28 protein-coding genes are annotated in these 25,994 nt (G+C 64.0%); 16 read left to right on the forward strand and 12 right to left on the reverse strand.

What is annotated here, in order from left to right; all coding sequences use genetic code 11:
* The first annotated feature begins 1 nt into the window (after position 1).
* Genes rfbB through HU735_RS01150 form a run of 7 tightly spaced genes read left to right on the forward strand, consistent with a single transcriptional unit; the run spans position 2 to position 7,064 of the window.
* Complete coding sequence (gene rfbB / locus HU735_RS01120) at positions 2-1,084, forward strand: dTDP-glucose 4,6-dehydratase (protein WP_186712095.1); 1,083 nt, start codon at positions 2-4, stop codon at positions 1,082-1,084.
* Positions 1,081-1,956: a glucose-1-phosphate thymidylyltransferase RfbA gene (gene rfbA / locus HU735_RS01125; protein ID WP_186712096.1), complete on the forward strand. Its 876-nt coding sequence runs from the start codon at positions 1,081-1,083 to the stop codon at positions 1,954-1,956. The genes rfbB and rfbA overlap by 4 nt, the downstream gene beginning before the upstream one ends.
* Positions 1,953-2,498: a dTDP-4-dehydrorhamnose 3,5-epimerase gene (rfbC, locus tag HU735_RS01130; RefSeq protein WP_186712097.1), complete on the forward strand. Its 546-nt coding sequence runs from the start codon at positions 1,953-1,955 to the stop codon at positions 2,496-2,498. Before rfbA ends, rfbC begins: the two co-directional genes overlap by 4 nt.
* Complete coding sequence (gene rfbD, locus HU735_RS01135) at positions 2,495-3,355, forward strand: dTDP-4-dehydrorhamnose reductase (RefSeq protein WP_186712098.1); 861 nt, start codon at positions 2,495-2,497, stop codon at positions 3,353-3,355. The genes rfbC and rfbD overlap by 4 nt, the downstream gene beginning before the upstream one ends.
* A 39-nt stretch (positions 3,356-3,394) precedes the next feature.
* Positions 3,395-5,209: an ATP-binding protein gene (locus HU735_RS01140; RefSeq protein WP_186712099.1), complete on the forward strand. Its 1,815-nt coding sequence runs from the start codon at positions 3,395-3,397 to the stop codon at positions 5,207-5,209.
* Positions 5,206-6,612 carry a sigma-54 dependent transcriptional regulator gene (locus tag HU735_RS01145; RefSeq protein ID WP_050703347.1) on the forward strand — a complete coding sequence of 469 codons (1,407 nt, stop codon included), beginning with the start codon at positions 5,206-5,208 and terminating at the stop codon, positions 6,610-6,612. Before HU735_RS01140 ends, HU735_RS01145 begins: the two co-directional genes overlap by 4 nt.
* A complete protein-coding gene (locus tag HU735_RS01150) occupies positions 6,609-7,064 on the forward strand; it encodes a YiiD C-terminal domain-containing protein (protein ID WP_186712100.1) in 456 nt (151 codons plus the stop codon). The genes HU735_RS01145 and HU735_RS01150 overlap by 4 nt, the downstream gene beginning before the upstream one ends.
* Here HU735_RS01150 and HU735_RS01155 read toward each other — a convergent pair.
* Genes HU735_RS01155 through nudE form a run of 4 tightly spaced genes read right to left on the reverse strand, consistent with a single transcriptional unit; the run spans position 7,053 to position 9,743 of the window.
* Complete coding sequence (locus tag HU735_RS01155) at positions 7,053-7,745, reverse strand: hypothetical protein (RefSeq protein WP_186712101.1); 693 nt, start codon at positions 7,743-7,745, stop codon at positions 7,053-7,055. The two genes, HU735_RS01150 and HU735_RS01155, sit on opposite strands and share 12 nt — an antisense overlap.
* Positions 7,681-8,352: a biosynthetic peptidoglycan transglycosylase gene (locus HU735_RS01160; RefSeq protein ID WP_186712102.1), complete on the reverse strand. Its 672-nt coding sequence runs from the start codon at positions 8,350-8,352 to the stop codon at positions 7,681-7,683. The genes HU735_RS01155 and HU735_RS01160 overlap by 65 nt, the downstream gene beginning before the upstream one ends.
* Before the next feature lie 15 nt (positions 8,353-8,367).
* Complete coding sequence (gene cysQ / locus HU735_RS01165; protein WP_186712103.1) at positions 8,368-9,180, reverse strand: 3'(2'),5'-bisphosphate nucleotidase CysQ; 813 nt, start codon at positions 9,178-9,180, stop codon at positions 8,368-8,370.
* Positions 9,177-9,743 (reverse strand): ADP compounds hydrolase NudE, encoded by a 567-nt coding sequence (gene nudE, locus HU735_RS01170; RefSeq protein ID WP_050703344.1) that lies wholly within the window; start codon positions 9,741-9,743, stop codon positions 9,177-9,179. The genes cysQ and nudE overlap by 4 nt, the downstream gene beginning before the upstream one ends.
* Before the next feature lie 64 nt (positions 9,744-9,807).
* Here nudE and yrfG point away from each other — a divergent pair, with 64 nt between their 5' ends.
* Positions 9,808-10,470 carry a GMP/IMP nucleotidase gene (yrfG, locus tag HU735_RS01175; RefSeq protein WP_186712104.1) on the forward strand — a complete coding sequence of 221 codons (663 nt, stop codon included), beginning with the start codon at positions 9,808-9,810 and terminating at the stop codon, positions 10,468-10,470.
* A gap of 65 nt (positions 10,471-10,535) precedes the next feature.
* Here yrfG and lysM read toward each other — a convergent pair whose 3' ends face one another.
* Positions 10,536-10,976 carry a peptidoglycan-binding protein LysM gene (gene lysM, locus HU735_RS01180; protein WP_186712105.1) on the reverse strand — a complete coding sequence of 147 codons (441 nt, stop codon included), beginning with the start codon at positions 10,974-10,976 and terminating at the stop codon, positions 10,536-10,538.
* A 175-nt stretch (positions 10,977-11,151) separates the two neighbouring features.
* On the opposite strand from lysM, the gene fdhD reads away from it, so the two are divergent.
* From fdhD to HU735_RS01205, 5 genes are all read left to right on the forward strand, one after another.
* The gene (gene fdhD, locus HU735_RS01185) at positions 11,152-11,979 is read left to right on the forward strand and encodes a formate dehydrogenase accessory sulfurtransferase FdhD (protein WP_186712106.1); all 828 of its coding nucleotides are present in this window, start codon (positions 11,152-11,154) and stop codon (positions 11,977-11,979) included.
* A gap of 8 nt (positions 11,980-11,987) precedes the next feature.
* On the forward strand, positions 11,988-14,333 hold the full coding sequence (locus HU735_RS01190; RefSeq protein ID WP_186712107.1) for an FdhF/YdeP family oxidoreductase: 2,346 nt from the start codon (positions 11,988-11,990) through the stop codon (positions 14,331-14,333).
* A gap of 244 nt (positions 14,334-14,577) precedes the next feature.
* Positions 14,578-15,057, forward strand: a complete 480-nt coding sequence (locus HU735_RS01195; RefSeq protein WP_050703337.1) for a glycine zipper domain-containing protein — start codon at positions 14,578-14,580, stop codon at positions 15,055-15,057.
* Between the two features lie 209 nt (positions 15,058-15,266).
* A complete protein-coding gene (locus tag HU735_RS01200) occupies positions 15,267-16,076 on the forward strand; it encodes a CheR family methyltransferase (protein WP_186712108.1) in 810 nt (269 codons plus the stop codon).
* 118 nt (positions 16,077-16,194) lie between these two features.
* The gene (locus tag HU735_RS01205; RefSeq protein WP_186712109.1) at positions 16,195-16,851 is read left to right on the forward strand and encodes a response regulator transcription factor; all 657 of its coding nucleotides are present in this window, start codon (positions 16,195-16,197) and stop codon (positions 16,849-16,851) included.
* Here HU735_RS01205 and HU735_RS01210 read toward each other — a convergent pair.
* Positions 16,841-17,275, reverse strand: coding sequence for a thioesterase family protein (locus HU735_RS01210; RefSeq protein WP_186712110.1), 435 nt, complete (start codon positions 17,273-17,275; stop codon positions 16,841-16,843). The two genes, HU735_RS01205 and HU735_RS01210, sit on opposite strands and share 11 nt — an antisense overlap.
* Before the next feature lie 105 nt (positions 17,276-17,380).
* Here HU735_RS01210 and HU735_RS01215 point away from each other — a divergent pair, with 105 nt between their 5' ends.
* Together HU735_RS01215 and HU735_RS01220 are read left to right on the forward strand one after the other, a co-directional pair.
* Entirely contained in the window at positions 17,381-17,845 is a 465-nt protein-coding gene (locus HU735_RS01215; protein ID WP_189656852.1) for a hypothetical protein, read from the forward strand.
* The gene (locus tag HU735_RS01220; protein WP_186712111.1) at positions 17,845-18,117 is read left to right on the forward strand and encodes a type II toxin-antitoxin system RelE/ParE family toxin; all 273 of its coding nucleotides are present in this window, start codon (positions 17,845-17,847) and stop codon (positions 18,115-18,117) included. The genes HU735_RS01215 and HU735_RS01220 overlap by 1 nt, the downstream gene beginning before the upstream one ends.
* Positions 18,118-18,174: 57 nt before the next feature.
* On the opposite strand, the gene HU735_RS01225 is transcribed toward HU735_RS01220, so the two are convergent.
* Both HU735_RS01225 and hslO read right to left on the reverse strand, forming a co-directional pair.
* Positions 18,175-19,716: a phosphoenolpyruvate carboxykinase gene (locus tag HU735_RS01225; RefSeq protein WP_186712112.1), complete on the reverse strand. Its 1,542-nt coding sequence runs from the start codon at positions 19,714-19,716 to the stop codon at positions 18,175-18,177.
* A gap of 179 nt (positions 19,717-19,895) precedes the next feature.
* A complete protein-coding gene (gene hslO, locus HU735_RS01230) occupies positions 19,896-20,798 on the reverse strand; it encodes an Hsp33 family molecular chaperone HslO (protein WP_186712113.1) in 903 nt (300 codons plus the stop codon).
* Positions 20,799-20,907: 109 nt separating this feature from the next.
* On the opposite strand from hslO, the gene HU735_RS01235 reads away from it, so the two are divergent.
* Positions 20,908-21,708 carry a phosphatase PAP2 family protein gene (locus tag HU735_RS01235; protein WP_186712114.1) on the forward strand — a complete coding sequence of 267 codons (801 nt, stop codon included), beginning with the start codon at positions 20,908-20,910 and terminating at the stop codon, positions 21,706-21,708.
* Positions 21,709-21,742: 34 nt separating this feature from the next.
* On the opposite strand, the gene HU735_RS01240 is transcribed toward HU735_RS01235, so the two are convergent.
* From HU735_RS01240 to pepP, 4 genes are read right to left on the reverse strand one after another with little or no spacing between them, the layout of a single operon-like run.
* Positions 21,743-22,960, reverse strand: a complete 1,218-nt coding sequence (locus HU735_RS01240) for a 2-octaprenyl-3-methyl-6-methoxy-1,4-benzoquinol hydroxylase (protein WP_177330811.1) — start codon at positions 22,958-22,960, stop codon at positions 21,743-21,745.
* 9 nt (positions 22,961-22,969) lie between these two features.
* Positions 22,970-23,452 (reverse strand): DUF4442 domain-containing protein, encoded by a 483-nt coding sequence (locus tag HU735_RS01245; RefSeq protein ID WP_186712115.1) that lies wholly within the window; start codon positions 23,450-23,452, stop codon positions 22,970-22,972.
* On the reverse strand, positions 23,449-24,648 hold the full coding sequence (ubiH, locus tag HU735_RS01250) for a 2-octaprenyl-6-methoxyphenyl hydroxylase (protein WP_186712116.1): 1,200 nt from the start codon (positions 24,646-24,648) through the stop codon (positions 23,449-23,451). The genes HU735_RS01245 and ubiH overlap by 4 nt, the downstream gene beginning before the upstream one ends.
* The gene (pepP, locus tag HU735_RS01255) at positions 24,645-25,979 is read right to left on the reverse strand and encodes a Xaa-Pro aminopeptidase (RefSeq protein WP_186712117.1); all 1,335 of its coding nucleotides are present in this window, start codon (positions 25,977-25,979) and stop codon (positions 24,645-24,647) included. The genes ubiH and pepP overlap by 4 nt, the downstream gene beginning before the upstream one ends.
* Positions 25,980-25,994 lie beyond the last annotated feature (15 nt).

Consider the following 25,994-nt stretch of genomic DNA (forward strand, 5'->3'; position numbering starts at 1 on the left):
CATGCGTATTCTCATTACCGGGGGAGCCGGTTTCATCGGATCCGCCCTGGTACGCCACCTCATCAGCAATACCGAGCATGAAGTCCTCAATCTCGACAAGCTGACTTATGCAGGCAACCTGGAATCACTGTCGAGCATCGCCAGCAATTCGCGCTATGAGTTCGCCCAGGTCGATATCGTCGACCAGGCCGCCGTCAGTGCGGTGCTCGCCCGGTTCCAGCCACACGCCATCATGCACCTGGCAGCGGAATCGCATGTGGATCGCTCCATCGACGGTCCTTCGGACTTCATCCAGACCAACATCGTTGGCACCTACAGCCTGCTGGAGGCCGCCCGGGGTTACTGGAATACGCTGGGCGAGGAGGAGCGCAAGGCATTCCGCTTCCATCACATTTCCACCGATGAGGTCTACGGTGACCTTCACGGGGTCGACGACCTGTTCACCGAAACCACGCCCTACGCCCCCAGTTCGCCCTATTCGGCGAGCAAAGCGGCCTCCGACCACCTGGTCCGCGCCTGGCACCGTACCTACGGATTGCCGGTGCTGCTGACCAACTGCTCCAACAACTACGGGCCGTTCCATTTCCCTGAAAAGCTCATCCCGCTGGTCATTCTCAACGCCCTCGAAGGCAAGCCGCTGCCGGTCTATGGCGATGGCCTGCAAGTGCGTGACTGGTTGTTCGTCGAGGATCACGCCCGCGCGCTGTTCAAGGTGGTGAGCGAAGGCGAGGTCGGCGAAACCTACAATATCGGTGGCCACAACGAGCAGAAGAACATCGATGTGGTGCGCGGCATCTGTGCCCTGCTCGAGGAACTGGCCCCGCAACACCCAGCGGGAATTGCGAACTACGCTGACCTGATCACCTTCGTCAAGGACCGCCCGGGCCACGACCAGCGCTATGCCATCGACGCCAGCAAGATCGAACGCGAGCTGGGCTGGGTTCCCGAGGAAACCTTCGAGACAGGCCTGCGCAAGACCGTCCAGTGGTACCTGGACAACCTTGAGTGGTGCCGCCACGTCCAGGATGGCAGCTATCAGCGTGAACGACTGGGCAACAACGATTACAAGGATTCGATCGCATGACCAAGGGCATCATCCTCGCCGGCGGCTCCGGCACTCGCCTGCACCCGATCACACTGGCCACCTCCAAGCAGCTGCTGCCCATCTACGACAAGCCGATGATCTACTATCCGGTCTCTGTCCTGATGCTGGCGGGTATCCGCGATATCCTCCTGATCTCCACGCCCGCCGACCTCCCACAGTACCGCCAGCTGTTCGGTGACGGCAGCCAGTTCGGCATCAACCTCAGCTATGCCGAGCAACCGTCGCCCGACGGCCTGGCCCAGGCCTTCCTGATTGGCGAGGAGTTCATCGGCAACGACTCGGTATGCCTGATCCTGGGCGACAACATCTTCCATGGCCAAGGCTTCAGCGAACAGCTCCAGCGCGCGGTCAAGCACCAGGCCGGCGCCACGGTGTTCGGCTACTGGGTCAAGGATCCCGAGCGCTTCGGCGTGGTCGAGTTCGACGGCAATGGCCGGGCCTTGTCGATTGAAGAAAAGCCAGCCAAACCAAGGTCCAGCTACGCGGTTACCGGCCTGTACTTCTACGACAACGATGTGGTGAAGATTGCCAAGGGGGTCAAACCCTCCCCACGCGGCGAACTGGAGATCACCGACATCAACAACGCCTACCTGAAGCGTGGCGACCTGCGCGTGGAACGCCTGGGGCGCGGCCTTGCATGGCTCGACACCGGCACCCACGACAGTCTCCTGGAAGCTTCCCAGTATGTGCGGACCATCGAGCACCTGCAGGGACTGAAAATCGCTTGCCTGGAAGAGATCGCCTATCAGAAAGGCTGGATCAGCCGTCAAGAATTGCAGAAGAAGGCCGAAGAACTTAAGAAGACGGGGTACGGACAGTACCTCAGTAAATTGATAGAAGAGACCCCATGAATATCATCGCCACGGCCATCCCGGATGTTCTGATCATCGAACCGAAGATTTTTGGTGATAGCCGTGGCTTCTTCTTCGAAAGCTTCAACGCACGGGATTTTGCCGACAAGGCTGGTGTTGACGTGAACTTCGTGCAGGACAACCACTCACGCTCGCAAAAGGGCGTGCTGCGCGGCCTGCACTACCAGATCGACAATCCCCAGGGGAAACTGGTGCGGGTCATGCAGGGCGAGGTCCTCGACGTCGCCGTGGACCTGCGTCAAAGCTCACCTACCTGTGGAAAGTGGGTCGCGACGCGGCTGAGCGCCGTGGAGCACCGTCAATTCTGGATACCACCAGGATTTGCCCATGGCTTCCTGGTGCTGAGCGAGTCGGCCGACTTCCTCTATAAAACTACCGATTACTACACCCCGAGCGCCGAACGCTGCATCCGCTGGGATGACCCTCAGCTGGCGATCGACTGGGGCCTGCTGGAAGCACCGATCCTGTCCGCCAAGGACCAGGCCGGCAAATTGTTCAAGGATGCGGAGCTGTTCCCGTGAAAATCCTTGTCTGCGGTCACAATGGCCAGGTTGCCCAGGCGTTGCAGGGCGCCCTGGCCGGACTGGGCGAGGTGTGCCTGGTTGGCCGCGACCAGTTCGACATGGCCCGACCGGAACAGCTGCGCGAACCACTGCGCCGACAGCCCCCCGACCTGATCATCAATGCGGCAGCACACACTGCGGTGGATCAGGCCGAGAACGAGCCGGAACTGGCCTTCGCCATCAATGCCGAGGCGCCAGGGATATTGGCCGAGGAAGCCGCACGCCTTGGCGTGCCACTGATCCACTACTCCACCGACTATGTCTTCGACGGCAGCAAGGCCACGCCATACGACGAGGACGACGCGCCCAGCCCCCTGGGAGTCTACGGACGCAGCAAGCTGGCCGGAGAACAGGCGATCCGCGCAGCAGGCGCAGAACACCTGATCCTGCGCACCAGCTGGGTCTATTCGCTGCATGGGCGCAATTTCCTGCTGACCATGCAGCGCCTGCTTCAGGAACGCGCTCAACTGAAAGTGGTGGACGACCAGATCGGCGCCCCGACCTGGGCAGCCACAATTGCCGCCAGTACGCGTGCATTGATCGAGCGCTGGCAGAACGGCCAGGCCGGCGCCTGGGGCACCTACCACCTGACCGCCCAGGGTGAAACCTCCTGGTTCGGCTTCGCCCAGGCCATCGGCGAACAGCTCAAGATCCGTGGCATGCCCTGCGCCGAACTGCTGCCGATCCCTTCCAGCGACTACCCGACACCGGCAAAGCGACCGCTCAACTCGCGCCTGGACTGCTCGCGCCTTGCCCGCGAATGGCAGGTCAGCCAGCCGCACTGGCACGATGCACTCATCGACTGCCTCAAGTAGCGCATAATTGCGCCAGATCCTACTGGCGCCCTTATCGCAATGATCCCAAGACCCACGCCTCCCCGCCGCCCCCGCTGGCGCAGCCTGGCCCTGCTGGCGCTGTGCCTGGCCCCGCTGCTGTGGCCGCTGCACCACCTGGCCGAACGCTACTACCAGGACGAGCTGGCTTCGCAGAACCGCCAGACCCTCGACCTCTACGTCGCCAACCTGCTGGGCACCCTGCACCGTTACGAGACCCTGCCGCAGATCCTCGGCGACCTGCCGGCGCTGCGTGGCGTGCTGGCCGACCCCTTCCGCCTCGAGGCGGTGACCAATGCCAACCGCCTGCTCAAGCACATCACCCAGCAGACCGGCGCCGAGGTGATGTACCTGATGGATGTCAGCGGCAACACCCTGGCTGCTTCCAACTGGGACAAGCAGGACAGTTTCGTCGGCCGCAACTTCTCTTTCCGCCCCTACTTCATCGAAGCGATGGAGGGCCGCCTGGGGCGCTTCTTCGGCCAGGGCACCACCTCGGCCAAGCGCGGCTACTTCTTCGCCGCCGCCGTGCACGACCGCGACAAGGTGATCGGCGTGCTGGTGGTCAAGGTCGACCTCGACCATACCGAGACCCTCTGGGGCCGCACCCCGGAACAACTGCTGCTGACCGACCAGAACGGCGTGGTGGTGCTCACCTCGCGCCCGGACTGGCGGTTCCGCGCCACCCGCGAGCTGACCGCGGCCGAGCGCCAGGCCATCGTCGCCATCCAGCCCTACCCGACCCAGGCGCCGCAGCCGCTGACCCTCGACCAGGCAGCCTGGCTGATCCAGACCCGCGACATCAAGGAAACCGGCTGGCAGGTGAGCATCCTCGCTCCGCGCCTGCTGGTCGACCGCTCGGTGCAGACGGTCATGGCCATCGGCGGCGGCGCGCTGCTGGTGACCATGCTCCTGGCCGGCCTGGTGATGCAACGCCGCCGCCACTACATCGACCGCATCGACTTCGAGGCCCGTGCCCGCCAGGAGCTGGAAAAGCGCGTGGTCGAGCGCACCGCCGACCTCGAAGGCCTCAACACCCGGCTCAAAAGTGCCGTGCTCGAGCGCGAAAGCGCCCAGCAGGAGCTGGTGCGCGCCCAGGACGAGCTGGTCCAGGCCGGCAAGCTGTCGGTGCTCGGCACCATGTCGGCGAGCATCAGCCACGAGCTGAACCAGCCGCTGGCGGCCATCCGCAGCTACGCCGAGAACGCCGAGATCCTGCTCGATCACCAGCGCACCGAGGACGTGCGCGGCAACCTCAAGCTGATCGGCGAGCTGACCGGGCGCATGGCCTCGATCATCGCCCACCTGCGCGCCTTCGCCCGCCGCGACCAGCACGCCCCGGAAAGCGTGGCCCTGCAACCGGCCCTGGACGACGCCCTCGCGCTGCTGGCCAAGCGCCGCCGGGCCATGGCGGTGGAGCTGGTGCGCGACCTGCCCGAAGCCACCCTTTGGGTGCAGGCCGGCGAGACCCGCCTGCGCCAGGTGCTGGGCAACCTGCTGGCCAACGCCCTCGATGCCCTCACCGAGAAGGCCAACCCGCGCCGGCTGTGGCTGAGTGCCGAACGCCAGGATGACTGCGTCTACCTGTACATCCGCGACAATGGCCCCGGCTTCAGCCGCCAGGCCCTGGAGCACGCCAAGGAGCCGTTCTTCACCACCAAGACCCGCACCCAGGGCCTGGGACTGGGGCTGGCCATCTGCGAAAGCCTGATGCATGCGCTGGGCGGCGAGCTGCTGCTGGGCAACCACCCGGAAGGCGGCGCCCTGCTGACGCTGAAACTGCGCGTGGCCAAGCCCGGCGCCAACCTGCAATCTTCGGAGGACACCTCGGCATGACCGAGACACTGATCGACAGCCGCGCCCAGGTGCTCCTGGTCGACGACGACCCACACCTGCGCCAGGCCCTGAGCCAGACCCTGGACCTGGCCGGGCTCAAGGTGGTGGCCCTGGCCGACGCCCAGGGCCTGGCCGGGCGCATCGAGGAAGACTGGCCGGGGGTGGTGGTCAGCGACATCCGCATGCCCGGCATCGATGGCCTGCAACTGCTGGAACAACTGCATGCCCGCGACAGCGAGCTGCCGGTGCTGCTGATCACCGGCCACGGCGATGTGCCGCTGGCGGTGCAGGCCATGCGCGCCGGGGCCTACGACTTCCTCGAAAAGCCCTTCGCCAGCGACGCCCTGCTCGACAGCGTGCGCCGCGCCCTGGCCCTGCGCCGCCTGGTGCTGGACAACCGCAGCCTGCGCCTGGCCCTGAGCGACCGCCAGCAGCTGGCCACGCGTCTGGTCGGCCAGTCGCCGGGCATGCAGCGCCTGCGCGAGCAGATCGGAGCCCTCGCCGGGACTCGCGCCGACGTGCTGATCCTCGGTGAGACCGGTGCCGGCAAGGAGGTGGTGGCCCGCGCCCTGCATGACTTGTCGAGCCGCCGCGACGGCCCGTTCGTGGCGATCAACGCCGGCGCCCTGGCCGAGTCGGTAGTCGAGAGCGAGCTGTTCGGCCACGAGCCCGGGGCCTTCACCGGGGCGCAGAAACGCCGGATCGGCAAGTTCGAGTTCGCCAACGGCGGCACGCTGTTCCTCGACGAGATCGAGAGCATGAGCCTGGACGTGCAGGTCAAGCTGCTGCGCCTGCTGCAGGAACGGGTGGTCGAACGCCTGGGCGGCAACCAGCTGATTCCGCTGGATATCCGCATCATCGCCGCGACCAAGGAAGACCTGCGCCAGGCCGCCGACCAGGGACGTTTCCGCGCCGACCTGTACTACCGCCTGAATGTCGCGCCGCTGCGCATCCCCGCGTTGCGCGAGCGCGGCGACGACATCCTCGTGCTGTTCCAGCACTTTGCCGACGCCGCCAGCGAGCGCCACGGCCTGCCGCCCCACAGCCTGCAACCGGCGCAGCGCGCCGTGCTCCTGCGCCACGACTGGCCGGGCAACGTGCGCGAGCTGCAGAACGCCGCCGAACGCTTCGCCCTGGGCCTGGAGCTGGCCCTCGATGGCCAGGTGCCTGCGGCGGCCCATGACATCCAGGTGCCCGTGCCGACCGGCAACCTCAGCGAGCAGGTCGAGCAGTTCGAGCGCTCGTTGATCGCCGCCGAACTGGGTCAACCGCACAACTCGATGCGCAGCCTCGCCGAAGCCCTCGGCATCCCGCGCAAGACCCTGCACGACAAGCTGCGCAAGCACGGCCTGAGCTTCGACGGCGGTGGCGGGCACGACGACCAGGAGGACAACCGTCCATGAGCACCGACAGCCAGTACCTGCAATCGGTATTGCACAGTGATATTCCGCTGACCCGCGAGATGGGGATGGAAGTCCTCGATTGGCAGCGGCACTGCCTGCGCCTGAAGCTGCCGCTGGCTCCCAACGTCAACCACAAGAGCACCATGTTCGGCGGCAGCCTGTACTGCGGCGCGGTGCTGGTGGGCTGGGGCTGGCTGCACCTGCGCCTGCGCGAGCTGGGGATCGATGACGGACATATCGTCATCCAGGAAGGGCAGATCAGTTATCCGCTGCCGGTCACCGGTACGGCGGTGGCACAGTGCCCGGCGCCGGACGAGAAAACCTGGGAGCGGTTCCTGACGATGTACCAGCGTCGCGGGCGGGCGCGGTTGACGCTGGAGACGGTGGTGAGCAACGAGGGTAACGACGAACCTGCGGTGAGGTTCAGTGGCCAGTACGTGCTACATAGGTAGCTTGACCTTCAACTCCGATAAATTTGTAGCAACACGATCGACAAGATCGTCCCAGCTCCTGTAAAGTCTTGCGTTCAAACTAGTGAACTGAGGAACACCCGGGGTTACTTTCAACTTTTCCCCTGCCCGATACATTGTATCTTTTATCTTTAAAATTGTTGGTGTATAGTCCTTGAGCGATGGAGCCTGAAAAGTATTTATATAACCAAGTCTTATAAGATTATCCAAACGCTTACAAAAATCCACCCGATGCACCTTTGCCTTCGCTGCGCTTTCTATCCTTCCTGACTCAAATGCCTTCTTAAAATCCTGTAACTCATCCCCACACCGGTCAAAAAGACCTTTATCAACAATACTCAAATCAAAATCAGAAGAGTCACCAAACGTATTCCCAAATTTGTGAGGCGCCATTGAAAAACCTATTCGACCACTACCTTGCAGAGTAACATCAACACTACTGACGCCTAAAACACTAGCAATCCAAAAACGCATTTCATCATAAACACCTGCTTGCTCCTTGAAAGCAAATGGTATCCCTTCGCTTAGCCATAATCTAGCCAGCGACTCAAAATCATATTTAGATGAAGTTTCTATTATACTTTTGAACTCATGAGACTCAGGATGATGCGCTAGCTTCCTCAACTTCGGGTTTGACTGGTCGAATGGCTGCCAAGAAGTCATAATACCCCATCTCCTTATGTTTAGCATAAAGCCTAATAATATGAAGCTCTCTATTGAGTATCTTAGCTCTTTTACGCTCACTCATCTTCAATGGCTCTGGATATTTTAATCTAGCGACCACCATTGCGGCTTCTTTAATAGATAAAATATCTCCATGCAGCCCAAGGCGCTTACAAACCGCAGAATACCCTACCACTCCAGTCCCAAAGTAAGCTACACTCAAGTACACGGGCGGAAACACACTTCTTTCTAGCCGTGCAGAAATCAAGCATGACAACACAATTTCCTTAAATTTTCTCCTTAATGTACGTTCATAACTAGAATTTAAGACACGCACGAGCTGCTGAATTATGGTACTACCACCTTCAGTGCCAATACCCAGCATCTTTTTTACGCAAGCTCTGACTATTGACACAACATCAAAACCAGGATGCTTATATGCTCTATGATCCTCGGCCGAGACTAAAGCGCATTGAACCATAAACGAAGGCCGGCATACTTCACAATCTAACCCCTCATGTATTTTCAAAATATCCTGAGAAAGCCGATCTGCCTCACTACCATACAGTCGTTCAAAAAGCAGCCTGACCAAAAAACCCAGAAACATCCTACATCTCCATAATCATTTTCTTATCAATTTCTCCCAATCGAAACCATGAGGAAAAGCTAGAAAATACGGATTCAAATTATCAATAACAGGACTGTACCTCAACCTCTCCCCCAGCATATTAACAACAGCACCTCCCGCCCCCTCTAACACTCCCTGAGCGGCAGCCGTATCCCATTGACAAGTAGGTGCTAAGCGCGGGTAAAAGTCAGCCTTTCCCTCGGCTAGCAAGCAGAATTTGAGCGAACTGCCGATACTGGCTAATTTCAACTCGCCCACGACACTGCTGAGCCCTGCCAAAAGCGCATCCTGTTCCGAGCTGGAATGTCGGCGGCTTGCAACCACAGTGAAGCAGCCATCTAGCGGAGGTCCATTGCGCACCCGAATCATCCGCGCCTCTTCATCGAGCTCCAATTTCCAGGCACCTAATGCACGGCCACCGAAGTAACAATAGCCATTGGTCGGCATCGCCACCACCCCGAACACCACCTCGCCGTTCTCGATCAGCGCGATATTGACGGTGAACTCCTCGCTGCCAGCGATGAATTCCTTGGTGCCATCCAGCGGGTCGACCAGCCACCAGCGCTGCCAGCCTTGGCGGGTGGCCAGCGGAATCTCGCAGTCTTCCTCGGACAGCACCGGGATCTGCGGTGCCAGCGCCTGCAACCCATCCGCGATCACTCGATGAGCCGCCAGGTCGGCAGCGGTCACCGGCGAATCGTCGGCCTTGCTGGTCACCGCCACATCGGCGCGCCAGAACGGCAGGATCGCCTCGCCGGCCAAGCGGGCGAGGGTCACCACATCCTGCATCAATTGCCGATCGCTCATACGCTCAGCACCCCACGCTGGATCAACAGGTCACGGGCCAGGTACAACGCCGCCAGCGCCCGGCCTTCGGTGAACTGTGGGTGCATGGCCAGCGCCGAAAGCTCACGCAGGTTGACCTTGTCGACCCGCATCGGCTCGGGCTCGTCGCCCTCCAGGCGTTCTTCGTACAGGTCCGAGGCCAGCACCACCTGGATCTTCTGGCTCATGTAGCCGGGCGACAGCGACAGCTCGGTCAGGTGCTCCAGTTGGCGTGCGCCGAACCCGGCCTCTTCCTTGAGCTCCCGGTCGGCGGCAGCCAGCACGTCCTCGCCCGGCTCGATCAGCCCCTTGGGCAGGGAAAGCTCGTACTCATCGGTGCCGCCGCAGTACTCCTCGACCAGCACCGCGTGCTCGGCATCGAGCATGGCCACGATCATCACCGCGCCATAACCGTTGCCACGACCGACCAATCGCTCGTAAGTGCGCTCGGTGCCGTTGGAAAAGCGCAACTGCACGGCTTCGACCCGGAACAGGCGGCTGCTGGCGACGATTTCGCGGCTGAGGACGGTGGGTTTCTGGCGCATGGGGCGGCTCCTTGGCGTGAACGGGTTACTATACCGTGGCTTGCCGACTGATCGAGAATTTCCCATGCCCGTTCTTCCCTGGTCCGCCATCGATACCGTCCTGCTGGACATGGACGGCACCCTGCTCGACCTGCACTACGACAACCGCTTCTGGCTGGACCACCTGCCCCAGCGCTACGCCGAGCTGCATGGCGTGAGCCGGGCCATGGCCGAGCTCGAGCTGCGCCCGCTGTTCGAGCAGCATGCCGGCACGCTCAACTGGTACTGCCTGGACTTCTGGAGCCGCGAACTGCGCCTGCCGATCCGCGAGCTGAAACAGGAGATCGCCGACCTCATCGCCCTCAAGCCAGATGCCGACACCTTTCTCGCGGCCGTGCGCAAGGCGGGCAAGCGGGTGGTGATGATCACCAATGCGCACCGCGATTCGCTGTCGCTGAAACTGGAGCGGGTGGAACTGGCGCCGTACTTCGAACGGCTGATCAGCTCGCATGACTATGGGTATCCGAAAGAGAGCCCGCAGTTCTGGGATGCGTTGCAGGCGGATATCGGCTTCGAACCGGCGCGCAGCCTGTTCATCGATGACACCCTGGCGATTCTGCGCAGTGCCCGGCGGTTCGGGGTGGGGCATCTGCTGGCGGTGCGCCAGCCGGATAGCCGGGCTGAACCTCGGGATACCCAGGAGTTTGCGGCGGTGGAGGATTATCGGGATTTGTTGACTGGGCTGTAGGCCCTATCGCGGGGCAAGCCCGCTCCCACGAGTGCTTCGTAGTGGGAGCGGGCCTCGCGATGACGTCAGTCGGGAATACGCAGCACCTGCCCCCGATAGATCTTGTCCGGATGCTTGAGCATCGGCTTGTTCGCCTCGAAGATCTTGTTGTACTTGTTGGCGTCGCCATAGACCCGCTTGGAGATGGCACTCAGCGTGTCGCCTTTCTCGACCTCAACGAACCGGGCCGCCTGGGCCACCGGCCCGGTAACGGTGATCTGGTCATCCACCGACGCCACCCCCGCAATATTGCCAGCCGCCAGGATGATCTTCTCCTTCTCCTCCTGGCTGGCAACCTCGCCCTTGAGAATGACCTTGTCGCCCTCTACAGTGGCCGAGATGTTCGGGTTGCCCAGGCCAACGTCCTGGACGTGTTTCTTCAACTGTTCCTCGGCATTGGCATTACCCGGCGTCAGCAGGTCGATCAATTCCTCGCCGGCTTCCTTCACGAAACTGAACAGGCTCATGTGGCGCTCCTTTGATGGTGAATCCATGGAAGCAGGAGTCTAGGCCAGGATCACCCATCCCGCCCCGCTGCGACCAATCGACGCGCTCTATCACGACATAGACGCTAGCGATTAGACGCCATCGGCACAGGGGCCTAGGCTTGTGGGGTCAAACTGCCAGCCGGTATTCGCCCCGATGAACAGCAAGCCACCGGTCTGCGCGGCGTCCACGCCTTTTGCCCTGCCCGCCGCCAGCAACACCTACGACTACGTCCAGCTCACCGACACGGCCCCCGACAGCACGCCGCTGGCCGAGGAAGTGGCGCTGGCCATCGTCTACAACGGCCTGAACCAGGCGGTGATGCTGGTCAGCCCGACCGACCTGGAAGACTTCGCCGTCGGCTTCAGCGTGGGCAGCGGCATCGTCGCCGGTACCGAGGAAATCTACGACGTGAAGCTCTCCGGCAGCGGCTCGGCGCTGTATGCCGACCTGGAGATCTCCAGCCGTGCTTTCTGGAACCTGAAGAACCAGCGCCGCCAGCTGGCCGGCACCAGCGGCTGCGGCCTGTGCGGCGTCGAGGCCCTGGAGCAGGCATTGCCCGAGCTGGACGTGCTGCCCGGCGCGCCGCTGCCGCCCGCGCACTGGCTGAAGGACCTGCGTCAGCGCATCGATGCCTTCCAGCCCCTCGGCCAGCATTGCGGCGCGGTGCACGCGGCGCTGTTCATGGACCGCGACGGCCAGTTGCTACTGGGCCGCGAAGACATCGGCCGGCACAACGCCCTGGACAAGCTGATCGGCGCCCTGCTGCGCCAGCGCATCGACACCACCGGCGGCCTGGCCATCGTCACCAGCCGCTGCAGCCTGGAACTGATCCAGAAAGTCCTGCGCGCCGGCATCCAGACCCTGGTCAGCCTCTCCGCGCCCACGGGCCTGGCCCTGCAATGGGCGCGCAAACACAACCTCAACCTTATCCATCTGCCCAAACACAGCGCACCGCGGGTGTTCAGCCCAGCGGCGGAGTAGCAACAGCCGTGACCTCCTACGAAAAACTGCCAGACAACGCCCCCGCCTCCACCCCTCGCTACAAGCCCTACCCCGGCCCCGCCGGCGGTTGGGGGGCGCTGCGCAGCGTGGCCAAGGCCTGGGTGGGCAGCCACAACGCCCTGAAGAACATCCGCGCCCTGCTCAAGACCAACCAGAACGGCGGTTTCGACTGCCCCGGCTGCGCCTGGGGCGACTCGCCCGAAAGCGGCATGGTCAAGTTCTGCGAGAACGGCGCCAAGGCGGTCAACTGGGAGGCCACCAAGCGTCGCGTCGATGCGGCGTTCTTCGCCCGCTACAGCGTCAGCGCGCTGCTCGAGCAGAGCGACTACTGGCTCGAATACCAGGGACGCCTGACCGAGCCGATGGTCTACGACCCGGTCACCGACCGTTACCGGCCGATCGACTGGGACGCGGCCTTCGCCCTGATCGCCCGCCATCTGAACAACCTGTCCAGCCCTGACCAGGCGGAGTTCTACACCTCCGGCCGGGCCAGCAACGAGGCGGCGTACCTGTACCAGCTGTTCGTGCGCGCCTACGGCACCAACAACTTCCCCGACTGCTCGAACATGTGTCACGAGGCCAGCGGCGTGGCCCTGGGCCAGAGCGTGGGGGTGGGCAAAGGCACGGTCACCTACGACGACTTCGAGCACGCCGACGCGATCTTCGTCTGGGGCCAGAACCCCGGCACCAACCACCCGCGCATGCTCGACCCGCTGCGTGACGCGGTGAAGCGCGGCGCCCAGGTGGTCTGCGTCAACCCGCTCAAAGAGCGTGGCCTGGAACGTTTCCAGCATCCGCAGAACCCGCTGGAGATGCTGACCAACACCGATCGCCCGACCAACACGGCGTTCTTCCGACCGGCCCTGGGCGGCGATATGGCGCTGCTACGCGGCATGGCCAAGTTCCTGCTGCAGTGGGAGCGCGAAGCCCAGGCCAAAGGCGAGCCGGCGATCTTCGACCACGCCTTCATCGCCGAGCACGGCCATGGCGTGGACGAGTACCTGGCGGTGGTCGATGCCACTCCATGGGAGCAGATCCAGGCACAATCGGGCCTGACCCTGGCCGATATCGAGCTGTCGGCGCGCATGTACTGCAAGGGCAAGCGGGTGATCATGTGCTGGGCCATGGGCATCACCCAGCATCGCCACTCGGTGCCGACCATCCAGGAAATCGTCAACCTGATGCTGCTGCGCGGCAACCTGGGGGTGCCGGGCGCCGGCCTGTGCCCGGTGCGCGGCCACAGCAACGTGCAGGGTGACCGCACCATGGGCATCAACGAACGCCCGCCGGTGTTCCTGCTCGATGCCCTCGAAAAACGCTTCGGCTTCCCGGTGCCACGCCACAACGGCCACAACACCGTCGAGGCGATCCACGCCATGCTCGAAGGCCGGGCCAAGGTGTTCATCGGCTTGGGCGGCAACTTTGCCCAGGCCACGCCAGACACCGAGCGCACAGCACAAGCACTGCGCAACTGCGAGCTGACCGTGCATATCAGCACCAAGCTCAACCGCAGCCACCTCGTCCACGGCAAGCAGGCGCTGATCCTGCCGTGCCTGGGCCGCACCGATATCGACCTGCAGGGCGAAGGCCCGCAGGCGGTGACGGTGGAGGACTCGTTCAGCATGGTCCACGCCTCCAACGGCCAGCTCAAGCCGTTGTCCCGACAGATGCGCTCGGAGCCGGCCGTGGTCGCCGGCATCGCCGCCGCTACCTTGGGTAAGCAACCGGTGGACTGGCACTGGTTGGTGGCCGACTACGACCGCATCCGCGACCTGATCGCCGACACCATCCCCGGCTTTGCCGACTTCAATGAACGCCTGCGCCTGCCCGGCGGCTTCTACCTGGGCAACAGCGCCGGCAGCCGCCAGTGGAAGACCGCCAGCGGCCGCGCCAACTTCAAGGCCAACCTGCTGCCCGACAGCCTGCTCGACGAGCGCGTGCGCGCCAGCGGCCAGTTGCCGGACCTGATCATGCAGTCGATGCGTTCGCACGATCAGTACAACACCACCATCTATGGCATGGACGACCGCTACCGCGGCGTGCGCGGCCAGCGCGACGTGCTGTTCGTCAACGAAGCCGACATCGTTCGCCTGGGCTTCCAACCGGGGCAGAAGGTCGACATCGTGTCGCTGTGGGGCGATGAGCATGTGCGCCGGGTGCATGGCTTCACCCTGCTGGCGTTCGACATTCCCGCCGGCCAGGCGGCGGCGTACTACCCCGAGGTAAACCCGCTGGTGCCGCTGGAAAGCATCGGCGATGGCAGCCATACGCCGACGTCGAAGTTCATCGCCATCAAGCTGGAGCGGGCGCGGGACGACCGACGCATCATCTGATGCCCTGCGCCGCTCCTACAGGGGGCAAGCGCAGATCCCGACAATTGCCCACAAAAAAGCCCTGTTCCGCAACGGTTCAGGGCTTTGTCATAAATAGCTCAGACAACCGAAAATCGCGAAAGTTTCATACATAATTCAATAACTTAGAGAATTGTGTACAACTCGTGCTACTCGTCGGATTCCGATTGCCAGGCGCCTCGGCGAGCCTCAAATTCCGCTTCGTCATCCCTCTGAGGCTCTCTTGATGAAGAAGTACTCCTCGATTCTGTTGTTGTCTTTTGGTCTGCTCAGCGGCGTTGCCATGGCAGGCGGCACCACCGAAGCCGGCATTGGCGGCGCATTGGGTGGGGTACTGGGCTCCGTGGTGGGCAACTCCATCGGCGGTAGCACCGGCGGCGCCATCGGTGCCGGCCTGGGCGGCGCGGCCGGCGGCGCCCTGGGTGCCGACAAGCGCCAACGCGGCGAAGCCGCCATCGGTGGCGCGCTGGGCGCCGCGGGCGGCAACGTGGTGGGTCGCTCCGTGGGCGGCACCACCGGCAGCTACATCGGCGCGGCCGCCGGTGGTGGCGCCGGTGGTGCACTGGGCAACTACATGGGCAACAAGGCCGACGAAGACGAACGCCACGAGCGTCGCTACCGTCGCGACTACGACGATCGCCGCTATTACGACCGTGGCCACCACTACGGCCATCGCAAGCACAAGCGCCACTGGCGCCATGACTGATCGTCTGGCTTACGCCTGAGGCCTAAGGCCCTGCCCTCATCGGCAGGGCCTTTTCGTTTGCATACCCGCCAGAGGATTAGGGGCTGCCCCGATATGGAGGCCACTAGCCACTAGTTATCATCGCTGTTTCGATCAAGCACAGGACGCAGGGAATGCGCACGATCATCACCGACCCCGTCTGTCTGCCTCGGGCCAGGAGAGGCTGAAGGATGCCCGGTCGTCGCCCGCCACTGCTCGGCGAAGCCAGCTTTGCGTCGATTCGCCAGCGGGTCGTACAGGCCACCGGCGTGCAACTGGCCGACGACCGCCGCGCCGTGGTCGCGGCGCGCCTGCACAAACGCCTGAAGGCCTTGGGCCTGGCGGATTTCGAGCGTTACCTTGCCTTTCTCGACAGCCCCCTGGGCGTGAACGAACACGAGCACCTGCTGCGCCTGCTGGTCGCCCGTGACAGCTACTTCTTTCGCGAGCATCGCCACTTCGAATGCCTGGCCCGCTGGCTGGCCGAGCTCGACCACCCCGCACGCCTGTGGAGCGCCGCCTGCGCCACCGGGGAGGAAGCCTGGAGCCTGGCCATGGTCGCCGCCGAAAACGCCCGCCATCCCGGCTGGCAGGTGCTGGCCAGCGACTTCGACCCAAAACTGCTGGAGACCGCCGCTGCCGGCATCTACGACATCGCCCAGGCACGCTACTTCCCCGAAGGCTGGCTGGCCCGCCACTGCCTGTGCGGCATCGACGAGATGGCCGGCCGGCTGCGGGTCACGGCGGCCCTGCGTGAACAGGTGCGCTTCGAGGCGCTCAACCTGATCCAGCCCCTGCCCGAACAGCTCGGCAGCTTCGACGTCATCCTGTTGCGCAACCTGTTGTCGAACCTGGCGCCACGGTACAAGAACGAGGTATTCCAGCGTCTGCTGGCACACCTGCGCCCCGGTGGCCTGTTGATCATCGGTCACAGCGAGAGCGTCCACGCCCTGGGCCTGCCCCTGCGTCCACTACTGCCGTCGGTGTTCGAACGCCTATGATAAGAGGCACTGCCGCGCCCATCGGCAGACAAGGACTGATCGCGCAACCGCGCGGCAGTGCGCTTTCGGATCGAGCAGGCCTGCCGCCCCCCTTCCCTTGCGAAACAGGCCCTTATCCATGCCCTGCCGAATCCTGCTTGCCGATCACTCGCCGCTCTTCCGCGCCGGCCTGCGTGCCCTGCTTGAACAGAAGAAAGACTTCGTCGTGGTGGGCGACACCGGCGATGCCATGACGGCTGTGAGCCTTGCGGAAAAACTCAAGCCGGACATCGTGGTACTCGACATGAGCGGCGAGCTGGACAGCCAGCAGGCCCTGCAGGAACTGTTCATCCGCGCCCCCGCCTGCCGGGTGCTGATGTTCTCGCCACGCTCGGAGCTCGAGCATGTGATGAGCTGCCTGCAGCTGGGCGCCCATGGCTTCCTGCTCAAGAACGCCACGGTGAGCGAACTGGAGCAGGCCCTGCAGACCCTGCGCGGTGGCGGTCAGTTCCTGTCGTCGGCGGTACTGCCGATGGTCATCGGCCAGGCCCTGAAGCACAGCCGCAAGCGCGTCGTCAGCCAGGTCCAGACACCGCCGCTGACCACCCGCCAGCTGGAGATCCTGCGCCTGATCGCCCGTGGCGAAACCACCCGCTCCATCGCCGACGGCCTGGGCCTGAGCATCAAGACCGTCGAGGCTCACCGCTCGCAGATCATGCACCGCCTGCAGATCCACGACGTGCCCGGCCTGGTGCTGTTCGCCGTGCGCGAGGGGATCATTCGCCTCAACGATTGAGCGACAGTCCGGCGAGGATCAGCTGCAGCGTTTCCGGCAGCGCCACCGGACGGCCCGAGGCCCGCTCGATGAACACCTGCACCACACTCCCCGCCGCGCAGGCCTCGGCCTCGCCCGGGCGGAACAGCGCCAGGCGGAACTCCACGGTGCTGCCCGCCAGGCGCGTCACGCCCAGGCCCACCTCGAGCACGTCGGGAAAGCCCGGCAAAGCGAAGAAGTCCGCCGCCGAGCTGACGACGAAGCCGGCCAGCTCACCGTCGCGCAGGTCCAGTTCGGCCTGTTCGACCAGGAAGGCCTGGATGGCTGTTTCGAAGAAGGCATGCACGGTGGCGCCAGCGAGGTGACCGTTGTGGTCGTTGTCCTGCGGGCGGGTGAGGATGGGGTGGAAATGGGAGAAGGCGGAGCGTTGGGGGGATTCTGTCATGAGTACAACCTGTTTTCCTTTGCATGTCAGCGAAGCTTCCCACATCGACTTGGGAACGCCTATAGTCGCAATCAACAGTAGATTGCATAAGATGGTACGCGTCCCATGAAGCCGAGACATACACCCGTGCCGACCCTGCAACTGGATCATGCCCACCTCAGCCGCCTGGCTGAACGCCGTCGAATCAACGCCACACACATCGTTGGACAACCCGGAGGCTGGGCAGTCCAGGTGGATGTCGACGATCAGGAGCACGTACTCACCGCACAGCGTAGCGGCAACGTCCGGCTGTTCAAGAAGCTCGAGACACTGGTCAGCTACCTGCATGATCTGGGTATCGACCATTTCGAAGTCGACAGCTCGATCTGGGATCCGCGACAGACCGCCACCTACCAGCGGCCGGATCGCGCCCAGGCACTCAAAAGGGCCCATGAGGCGGCAGCCTACGACGCCTGGTTCAGCGAACAGGTCGACGCCAGCCGTCGCGATCCATCCCCCACGCTGGATGACGAAGAAGTCGAGAAGTTCTTTGCCGCCCGCCGAGCCGAGCTGAGAGCCAAAAACCGCTGATGCGCCTTGTCTGGTCGGCAATGGCTCGCAACGATCGCCTGCGCATCATGACCGTCGTTGCGCAAGACAACCCGGCAGCGGCAGTAGCGCTGGATGAGGCCTTCAGGGACAAGGCCAGACGCGCCGCTCGCAACCCGCGCCTGTACAAGCCCGGCAGATGCATCGAAACACACGAAATCGTGGTAACGCCCAACTACGTGATGATCTACCAGGTACAGGAGGACGAAGTCGAAATCCTCCGGATCCTGCATGCACGGCAACAATGGCCTTGATCTCAAAAACGAAAAAGCCGCCCCGAAGGGCGGCTTTTCATCCGAACCGGCTGCAGCTTACAGCTGCGGACCAGCGGCCTTGATGGCGTCGGAAACGTCGAACTTCTTGAAGTTCTCGGTGAACAGCGTGGCCAGGCCCTTGGCGGCTTCGTCGTAGGCAGCCTTGTCAGCCCAGGTGTTGCGCGGGTTGAGCAGCTCGGTCTCGACGCCCGGAACAGCCTTCGGCACGTCCAGGTTGATGATGTCCAGGTGCTCGGTCTCGGCACCGACCAGAGCGCCGCTCTGGATGGCAGCGATCACGCCACGGGTGGTCGGGATGCTGAAGCGCTTGCCGACGCCGTAGCCACCACCGGTCCAGCCGGTGTTGACAAGGTAGACCTTGGAACCGAACGCCTTGATACGCTTGATCAGCAGTTCGGCGTATACGCCGGCCGGACGCGGGAAGAACGGTGCGCCGAAGCAGGTGGAGAAGGTCGACTTGATGCCGCCGCCCGAACCCATTTCGGTGGAACCGACCAGCGCGGTGTAGCCGGACAGGAAGTGATAGGCCGCCTGCTCGTTGTTCAGGATCGACACCGGAGGCAGTACGCCGGTCAGGTCGCAGGTCAGGAAGATGACCGCGTTCGGCTCGCCGCCCAGGTTCTCTGCCGAGACCTTCTCGACGTGCGCCAGTGGATAGGCGGCACGACTGTTCTGGGTCAGGCTCACGTCGGCATAGTCGGCGTGCTTGTTGGCGTCGATCACGACGTTTTCCAGCACCGCGCCGTGCTTGATGGCTTTCCAGATGACCGGTTCGTTCTTCTCGGAGAGGTCGATGCACTTGGCATAGCAACCGCCTTCGATGTTGAACACCACGCCCTCACCCCAGCCGTGCTCGTCGTCACCGATCAGGTAACGGCTTTCGTCGGCCGACAGGGTGGTCTTGCCGGTGCCGGACAGGCCGAAGAACAGGGTGACATCACCCTCTTCGCCGATGTTGGCGGCGCAGTGCATCGGCAGCACGTCGGCGGCCGGCAGCAGGAAGTTCTGCACCGAGAACATGGCTTTCTTCATTTCACCGGCGTAACGCATGCCGGCGATCAGCACCTTCTTCTGGGCGAAGTTGATGATCACGCAGCCATCGGAGTTGGTGCCGTCACGCTCAGGCACGCACTCGAAGTTGGCGACGTTGAGGATCTGCCACTCACCACGGCCAGCCGGGTTGTACTGCTCGGGGTTGATGAACAGGCAACGGCCGAACAGGTTCTGCCAGGCGGTCTGGGTGGTCATCTTGACCGGCAGGTAGTGCTCGGCCGCAGCGCCTACGTGAACGTAGGAAACGAAGTGATCCTGGGCGTTGTTGAACGCCTCGACGCGGTCCCACAGGGCATCGAACTTGTCGGCCGGGAACTTGCGGTTGATCGGGCCCCAGCCAATCTGGTCCTGGGTGGACGGTTCTTCGACGATGAAACGGTCAGCCGGCGAACGGCCGGTGCGGTGACCGGTTTCCACCACCAGCGCGCCAGTATCGGCCAGCACGCCTTCACCGCGGGACAGCGCTTCTTTTACCAGCTCATCGACGCTCAGGTCGGTGTACACGGTGTTGTTGGCTTGCGTCATGAGATACCCCATCCGGCCCGAGGCCGAGTGCTCCAAACGTTTTGTAGTCGTCTCGAAAAAACTACTACAGCGAAAAAAGTGGCCGGATTATGCCAGAAACGCCCAAAAAAAGTAGGCCCCTCCTGTCAGAACTGCGTTTTTGCGCAATTCGACAGGAGATTATCTTGTAGTGAACCGTTTCAGTGCTGAGTTTCTGACGGTGCCTCGGTGCCGCCACCGGCAAACAATTGCGCGACATCGCTCGCATCGAAGAGATAGCGCTCGTTGCAGAACTGGCAATCGATCTCGACCTGGCCGCCGCACTCGGCCACCAGCGCCTTGGCATCCTGCTCGCCGAGGCTGACCAGGGCGTTGCCGGAGCGCTCGCGCGAGCAGCTGCAACGGAAGCGTAGCGGCTGGATATCGAACAGGCGAACCGCGTCCTCGTGGTACAGGCGGTGCAGCACGGTTTCATTGTCCAGGCCGAGCAGTTCCTCGGTCTTCACGGTGTTTGCCAGGGCCTTGACGTGGGCCCAGCTTTCCTCGCGCTCCTCGCTGTCCTTGTGGATCTCGGCCGGCAGCTGCTGCACCAGCAGGCCACGGGCGCGGGCGCCATCGGCGGCCAGGGAGATGCAGGTATTCACCTGCTGCGACATGACGAAGTAGTTGGTGAAGCACTCCGACAGATCCTTGCCGTCCAGCTCGACGGTGCCCTGGTAACGCTGGCCGTTGACCGGAATGATGGTCAGCACCAGATGACCGCCCGGCATCAGGTCGGCAAGGCCGGCATCCGCCTGGATCTGCTCGGCCTCGTAGCGCGCCAGGCCACGGATGTCGTGCTCGCTGGTGTACTCGATGGCCAGCAGCGGCACCGGGCCCTGGGACTGCGCCTGGAGCACCAGCAACCCGTCGAACTTCAGGGTGCCGACCAGCAGCGCGGCGGCGGCCATGAGCTCACCCAGCAGATGCTGTACCGGCTGCGGATAGTCGTGCTTGGCCAGCACCTCGGCGTAGCTGCGTTCCAGCGCGACCATCTCGCCGCGGGCGTCGCGGTCGTCGAACAGGAAGCGTTGGGTGAAATCGGTATCTGGCAAGTCGCTCATGGTTGTCTGGCTTTCTAAAAATGATTACAAAATAATTACAGGAGACCGAAAGGTCCGTCGTAGAGCGCTCTACGAGGCGCTCAAATCCTGCTGGATATCGAGGTATTTTATGGACAATCGACCACTGTTCCAAGCAAGGTGGTCCTGGGGACCCTTGGCAGCCTGCACCCTGCTACCCATCGCACTACTGTGTTTCTGGTTGTGGCCCGTTGGCCAGATCCTGTGCCTGACTTTCGACGAGTGGCTGTTCCACAGCCTCAATGCACCCCTGGCCGACAACCTGGTCTGGCGGTCGATCTGGGCGGTCGGCAGCCTGCGTCCCTTCGACATCCTGGTCGGCCTGATCATGCTGTCGCTGCTGATCCGCGGCGATTGGGTATTCAAGGCCACCCAGGTACGCCAGGCGTTCTTCGGCTTCCTGGTCACCCTACTCCTCTTAGTGGTGATTCGCGCGCTGTTTTCCAAGTGGGTCAGCGCAATGGGCTGGCAACACAACAGCCCGTCGATGGTGTTCGACAACGCCGTGCACCTGAGCGACTTCTATCCGCACATGGAAGCGAAGTGGGAATTGAAGGACCGTTCCAGCCAGAGCTTCCCGGGTGACCACGCCTCGGTGCTGCTGATCTGGGCGCTGTTCATGAGCCTGTTCAGCCGCCGCCTGGTACAGCACCTGGTGATCTGGGCACTGGCCTTGCTGTTCATGCTGCCGCGCCTGGTGGCCGGCGCCCATTGGGGGCAGGACGACTACATCGGCGGCCTGCTGATGGCGCTGCTGGCGCTGGGCTGGAGTTGCCACACGCCCCTGGCGGCCAAGGCCAGCGCGGCGCTGGTGCGCTGGACGGCGCCGCTGTTCGACCTGCTCGGCAAGCTGCCGTTGGTCGGGCGCATGAGCGTGATGCGCACCGCCTGATCCATTGCCGGGGCCGCCTGGCGGCCCCCGGCACTCACGCTCTGGCCAGCTCCGGCAGGTCCCCGGACAACCCCAGCGCCTGGCGCACGAACAGCGCCTTGGCCTCGGGCATCTGCTCCACCAGCTTCAAGCCGCTGTTGCGCAGCCAGCGCAGGGGCAGCGGATTGGCCTGGAACAGGCGCTCGAAGCCCTCCATCGCCGCCATCAACGCCAGGTTGTGCGGCATGCGTCGCCGCTCGAAGCGGCTCAGCACCTTCACATCGGCCAGGCGCTCGCCACGCTCGCAGGCGCGGACCAGCTCCTCGGCCAGCACCGCGGCGTCGAGAAAGCCCAGGTTGACCCCCTGCCCGGCCAACGGGTGGATGGTATGGGCCGCATCGCCGATCAGCGCCAAGCCCTCCTCAACGTAGCGTTTGGCATGGCGCTGGCGCAGCGGCACGCAGACCCGCGGATCCGCCTCCAGCACATCGCCCAGACGCCCCTCGAAAGCCCGTTCCAGCGCTTGGCGGAAGGTCGCGTCATCCATCGCCATGGCCTGCTCGGCCTGCTCCGGGGTGGTCGACCAGACGATCGAACACCAGTCCTGGCGGCCATCGCGGCTCAGCGGCAGGAACGCCAGCGGGCCTTCGTCGGTGAAACGCTGCCAGGCCGTTGCCCGGTGCGCCTCGCTGCAGCGCACGCTGGTGACGATGGCATGATGCAGGTAATCCCACTCACGGGTCGCGCAGCCGGCCAGGCGGCGTACCGCCGAGTTCGCGCCATCGGCGGCGATCACCAGTGGCGCGCGCAGCTTGCGGCCATCGGCCAGGGTCAGCAGCCACTCATCGCCGGAGCGGCGCAGCTGCTCCAGGCGAGCGTTGGCCAGCAGCCCGACATCGCTATCGTGCAGACGCTCCAGCAGGCCATCCTGGACCACGCGGTTCTCGACGATATGACCCAGCACCTCGGCATGCACGCTGGCCGCGGAGAAATGGATCTCGCCGGTGCCGCTGCCGTCCCAGACATGCATGTCCGAGTACGGCGAGACGCGCCGCCGGGCGATACCGTCCCAGGCCCCGAGGCGCTCGAGAATGCGCTGGCTGGCCGCCGACAGGGCACTGACCCGCGGCTCGAAAGGTGCCTCGCCGTCAAACGGCTTGACCGTCATCGGCCCGCCGTCAAGCAGGAGCACCTCCAGGCCACTGTGGCGCAGGGCCAGGGCCAGGGCGCTGCCGACCATACCGGCACCGACAATCAACAGATCTGCGCGCATTTCCATGCCTTACGCCTGCCTCGCTTGCGGCTTGAGCCGCACGTATAGGGTTTTGTCGACCCGCGCCACCAGCTCGCCGGCACCGTCGCGGATCTCCACCTGCAACCGGGGCAGGTATTTCTTGCCGCTGGCGGTCTGCTGGCGGATCTCGTCCAGCAGCGCGTCGTCGACGTGGAATTCGGCATACACCGGGCCCTTGCCCGGCGAGATGAAATCGATGCTGGCGGCCTTGTCCCAGACGATGTATTCACGGCCCAGCTGCTCGATCAGCAGCAGCATGTAGAACGGGTCGACCATCGCGTACAGGCTGCCGCCGAACTGGGTGCCGACGTAGTTGCGATTCCACCGCGTCAGCTTCATGCGCACCTTGACGCTGCGCATGTCCGGGCTGATTTCCTGGATGTGGATACCGGCGCCCAGGTAGGGCGGGTAGAAGTTCAGCAGCCAGCGCAGCATCCGCGCCCGCCGTGCGAGCCTGTGCGCATCGCTCATGGGCGGCCTCGCGGATCGGGGCGGGTGCCCAGGCCCATGGCCTGGCGGGCAAACCAGCTTTTCGCCGGCGGCAGCAGGTCCAGGCCGAGCAGGCCAAGGTTGCGCCCGGCAGCCAGCAGCGGCTGGCTGCTGCCAAACAGGCGGGTGACCTGGTCGGAGAAGCCGATGGTCAGGGCCTGGTCGAGGCGCTGGCGCTGGTGATAGGCCTGCAGCGTGGCCAGGTCACCCGGCAGCGCCGGGCCGGCCAGCAGGGCGTCCGCCAGCGACTGCACGTCGCGCAGCGACAGGTTGAAGCCCTGGCCGGCGATCGGGTGCAGGCTGTGGGCGGCGTTGCCCAGCACCACCAGGTGCGGGCGTACCTGCTCCTCGGCCTCGACCAGCGACAGCGGATAGAGATGGCGGGCACCGACCTGGCGCAGGGCGCCGAGGCGGTAGCCGAAGGCCTCCTGCAGCTCGCGCAGGAAGCTGCGCTCGTCGAGCTCGGCCAGGCGCCTGGCGTCCATCCCCTGGCGGGTCCAGACCAGCGCGCAGCGGTTGTCCGCCAGCGGCAGCAAGGCCATCGGGCCTTGCTCGGTGAAGCGTTCGAAAGCCTGGCCAGCGTGGGCTTCGCCCGGGGTAATATTGGCGATCAACGCGCTCTGGTCATAGGGCGTATTGCGCACATGGATGCCCAGTTGCTCGCGCAGGCCCGAACGACCGCCGTCGGCCAGCACCGCCAGGTCGCATTCCAGTGAAGTGTCGTCGTCCAGCTGCAGGCGATAACCGCCGGCGATGGCCTGCATCGCCTGCACCTGCGCCGGGCAGCGCCAGCTGATCACCTCGTTGTCGATGGCCTGCCACAGGCACTGGCCGAGCCAGGCGTTCTCGACCACGTAGCCGAGAGCCGGCACGCCTTCTTCCAGGGCGTCCAGGCGGGTACCGCCGAAGCGGCCGCGGTCGGACACCTGGATCTGCCGGATCGGCTCGGCGCGGCGGCTGATGGTCTGCCACAACCCCAGGCGCTCGTAGATCTGCCGGGTGCCGTAGGACAGCGCCGAGGAACGTGCGTCATAGCTGGGCTGGAAGCTGTCGCCGGGCGCGAATGGCTCGATCAGCAGGATCTTCCAGCCACGGGCCTTGGCCGCGGCCTGCAGCGTCAGGGCCAGGCTCGCACCCACCAGGCCGCCACCGATGATCGCCAGGTTGACCCGGTTCATGCGACGTCCTTGCGGGCGTCGCACATCAGCGCCTCGATCTCGGCGACCGTGCGCGGCACGCCTGAAGTCAGGATTTCACAACCTTGTCTGGTCACCACCACGTCATCCTCGATCCTTACCCCGATGCCGCGCCACTTCTTCGCCACCGCCTGGTTGTCGACGGCGATGTAGATGCCGGGTTCGACGGTCAGCGCCATGCCCGGTTCGAGCACGCGCCACTGGCCACCGACCTTGTATTCGCCCACGTCGTGCACATCCATGCCCAGCCAGTGTCCGGCACGGTGCATGTAGAAGGCACGGTAGGCCTCGCTGTCGATCAATGCCTGTACCTCGCCCTTGAGCAGCCCCAGCACCACCAGCCCTTCGGTGATCACCCGCACGGTCGCCTCGTGGGCGTGATTCCAGTGCTTGCCCGGGGCGATCTCGGCGAACGCCGCGGCCTGGGCCGCGAGCACCAGCTCGTAGATGGCTTTCTGTTCCGGCGAGAACCGCCCGTTGACCGGGAAGGTGCGGGTGATATCGCTGGCGTAGCAGTCGATCTCGCAACCGGCGTCGATCAGGACCAGGTCGCCGTTCTTGAGCGGCGCGTCGTTCTGCTGGTAGTGCAGGATGCAGCCATTGCGCCCGGCGGCGACGATCGAGCCGTAGGCCGGCATCTTCGCCCCGCCCTTGCGGAACTCGTAGTCCAGCTCGGCTTCCAGGCTGTACTCGTGCAGCCCGGCACGGCAGGCCTGCATGGCGCGCACGTGGGCCCGGGCGGAAATCGCCGCGGCCTCGCGCATGACCTTCACTTCCGCCGCCGATTTATACAGGCGCATGTCGTGCAGCAGATGATCCAGGGCAACGAACTCGTTCGGCGGCTGGGCGCCGAGGCGGGCCTTGGAGCGGATGACGTTGATCCACTCCATCAGCCGGCGGTCGAACTCGGGGTTGCTGCCCATGTTGCTGTAGACCCGCTCGCGCCCTTCGATCAGGCCCGGCAGGATCTCGTCGATATCGCTGATGGGGAAGGCGTCGTCGGCGCCGAAATCGCCCACCGCGCCCTCCTGGCCGGCGCGCAGGCCGTCCCACTGCTCGCGCTCGGGGTTGCGCTCGCGGCAGAACAATACGTACTCGCCATGCTCGCGCCCCGGAATCAGGGCGATCACCGCCTCGGGCTCGGGGAAGCCGCTCAGGTACTGGAAATCGCTGTCCTGGCGGTAGACATGCTCGACGTCGCGGTTGCGGATGGCAACCGCGGCCGCCGGCAGGATGGCGATGCTGTTGGGGACCATCTGCGCCATCAGCGCCTTGCGCCGACGGGCGTACTCCGCCTTGGGTATGTGGCTCATGGGCAAACGACCCCG

It is taken from the genome of Pseudomonas sp. BW16M2 (assembly GCF_014268865.1).
Taxonomy (GTDB): Bacteria; Pseudomonadota; Gammaproteobacteria; order Pseudomonadales; family Pseudomonadaceae; genus Aquipseudomonas; species Aquipseudomonas peradeniyensis.

Bases quoted from the DNA above. Each gene is read 5' to 3' on its own strand.
- HU735_RS01140 (WP_186712099.1), top strand. From the start codon at position 3,395: ATGATCCCAAGACCCACGCCTCCCCGCCGCCCCCGCTGGCGCAGCCTG.
- HU735_RS01200 (WP_186712108.1), top strand. From the start codon at position 15,267: ATGCCCGGTCGTCGCCCGCCACTGCTCGGCGAAGCCAGCTTTGCGTCG.
- ubiH (WP_186712116.1), bottom strand. From the start codon at position 24,648: ATGAACCGGGTCAACCTGGCGATCATCGGTGGCGGCCTGGTGGGTGCG.
- yrfG (WP_186712104.1), top strand. From the start codon at position 9,808: ATGCCCGTTCTTCCCTGGTCCGCCATCGATACCGTCCTGCTGGACATG.
- HU735_RS01210 (WP_186712110.1), bottom strand. From the start codon at position 17,275: ATGACAGAATCCCCCCAACGCTCCGCCTTCTCCCATTTCCACCCCATC.
- HU735_RS01215 (WP_189656852.1), top strand. From the start codon at position 17,381: ATGAAGCCGAGACATACACCCGTGCCGACCCTGCAACTGGATCATGCC.
- HU735_RS01145 (WP_050703347.1), top strand. From the start codon at position 5,206: ATGACCGAGACACTGATCGACAGCCGCGCCCAGGTGCTCCTGGTCGAC.
- HU735_RS01245 (WP_186712115.1), bottom strand. From the start codon at position 23,452: ATGAGCGATGCGCACAGGCTCGCACGGCGGGCGCGGATGCTGCGCTGG.
- HU735_RS01220 (WP_186712111.1), top strand. From the start codon at position 17,845: ATGCGCCTTGTCTGGTCGGCAATGGCTCGCAACGATCGCCTGCGCATC.
- HU735_RS01150 (WP_186712100.1), top strand. From the start codon at position 6,609: ATGAGCACCGACAGCCAGTACCTGCAATCGGTATTGCACAGTGATATT.
- rfbA (WP_186712096.1), top strand. From the start codon at position 1,081: ATGACCAAGGGCATCATCCTCGCCGGCGGCTCCGGCACTCGCCTGCAC.
- rfbC (WP_186712097.1), top strand. From the start codon at position 1,953: ATGAATATCATCGCCACGGCCATCCCGGATGTTCTGATCATCGAACCG.
- nudE (WP_050703344.1), bottom strand. From the start codon at position 9,743: ATGCGCCAGAAACCCACCGTCCTCAGCCGCGAAATCGTCGCCAGCAGC.
- HU735_RS01240 (WP_177330811.1), bottom strand. From the start codon at position 22,960: ATGCGCGCAGATCTGTTGATTGTCGGTGCCGGTATGGTCGGCAGCGCC.
- fdhD (WP_186712106.1), top strand. From the start codon at position 11,152: ATGAACAGCAAGCCACCGGTCTGCGCGGCGTCCACGCCTTTTGCCCTG.
- rfbB (WP_186712095.1), top strand. From the start codon at position 2: ATGCGTATTCTCATTACCGGGGGAGCCGGTTTCATCGGATCCGCCCTG.
- hslO (WP_186712113.1), bottom strand. From the start codon at position 20,798: ATGAGCGACTTGCCAGATACCGATTTCACCCAACGCTTCCTGTTCGAC.
- HU735_RS01160 (WP_186712102.1), bottom strand. From the start codon at position 8,352: ATGTTTCTGGGTTTTTTGGTCAGGCTGCTTTTTGAACGACTGTATGGT.
- HU735_RS01195 (WP_050703337.1), top strand. From the start codon at position 14,578: ATGAAGAAGTACTCCTCGATTCTGTTGTTGTCTTTTGGTCTGCTCAGC.
- HU735_RS01235 (WP_186712114.1), top strand. From the start codon at position 20,908: ATGGACAATCGACCACTGTTCCAAGCAAGGTGGTCCTGGGGACCCTTG.
- HU735_RS01225 (WP_186712112.1), bottom strand. From the start codon at position 19,716: ATGACGCAAGCCAACAACACCGTGTACACCGACCTGAGCGTCGATGAG.
- pepP (WP_186712117.1), bottom strand. From the start codon at position 25,979: ATGAGCCACATACCCAAGGCGGAGTACGCCCGTCGGCGCAAGGCGCTG.
- cysQ (WP_186712103.1), bottom strand. From the start codon at position 9,180: ATGAGCGATCGGCAATTGATGCAGGATGTGGTGACCCTCGCCCGCTTG.
- HU735_RS01205 (WP_186712109.1), top strand. From the start codon at position 16,195: ATGCCCTGCCGAATCCTGCTTGCCGATCACTCGCCGCTCTTCCGCGCC.
- HU735_RS01155 (WP_186712101.1), bottom strand. From the start codon at position 7,745: ATGACTTCTTGGCAGCCATTCGACCAGTCAAACCCGAAGTTGAGGAAG.
- lysM (WP_186712105.1), bottom strand. From the start codon at position 10,976: ATGAGCCTGTTCAGTTTCGTGAAGGAAGCCGGCGAGGAATTGATCGAC.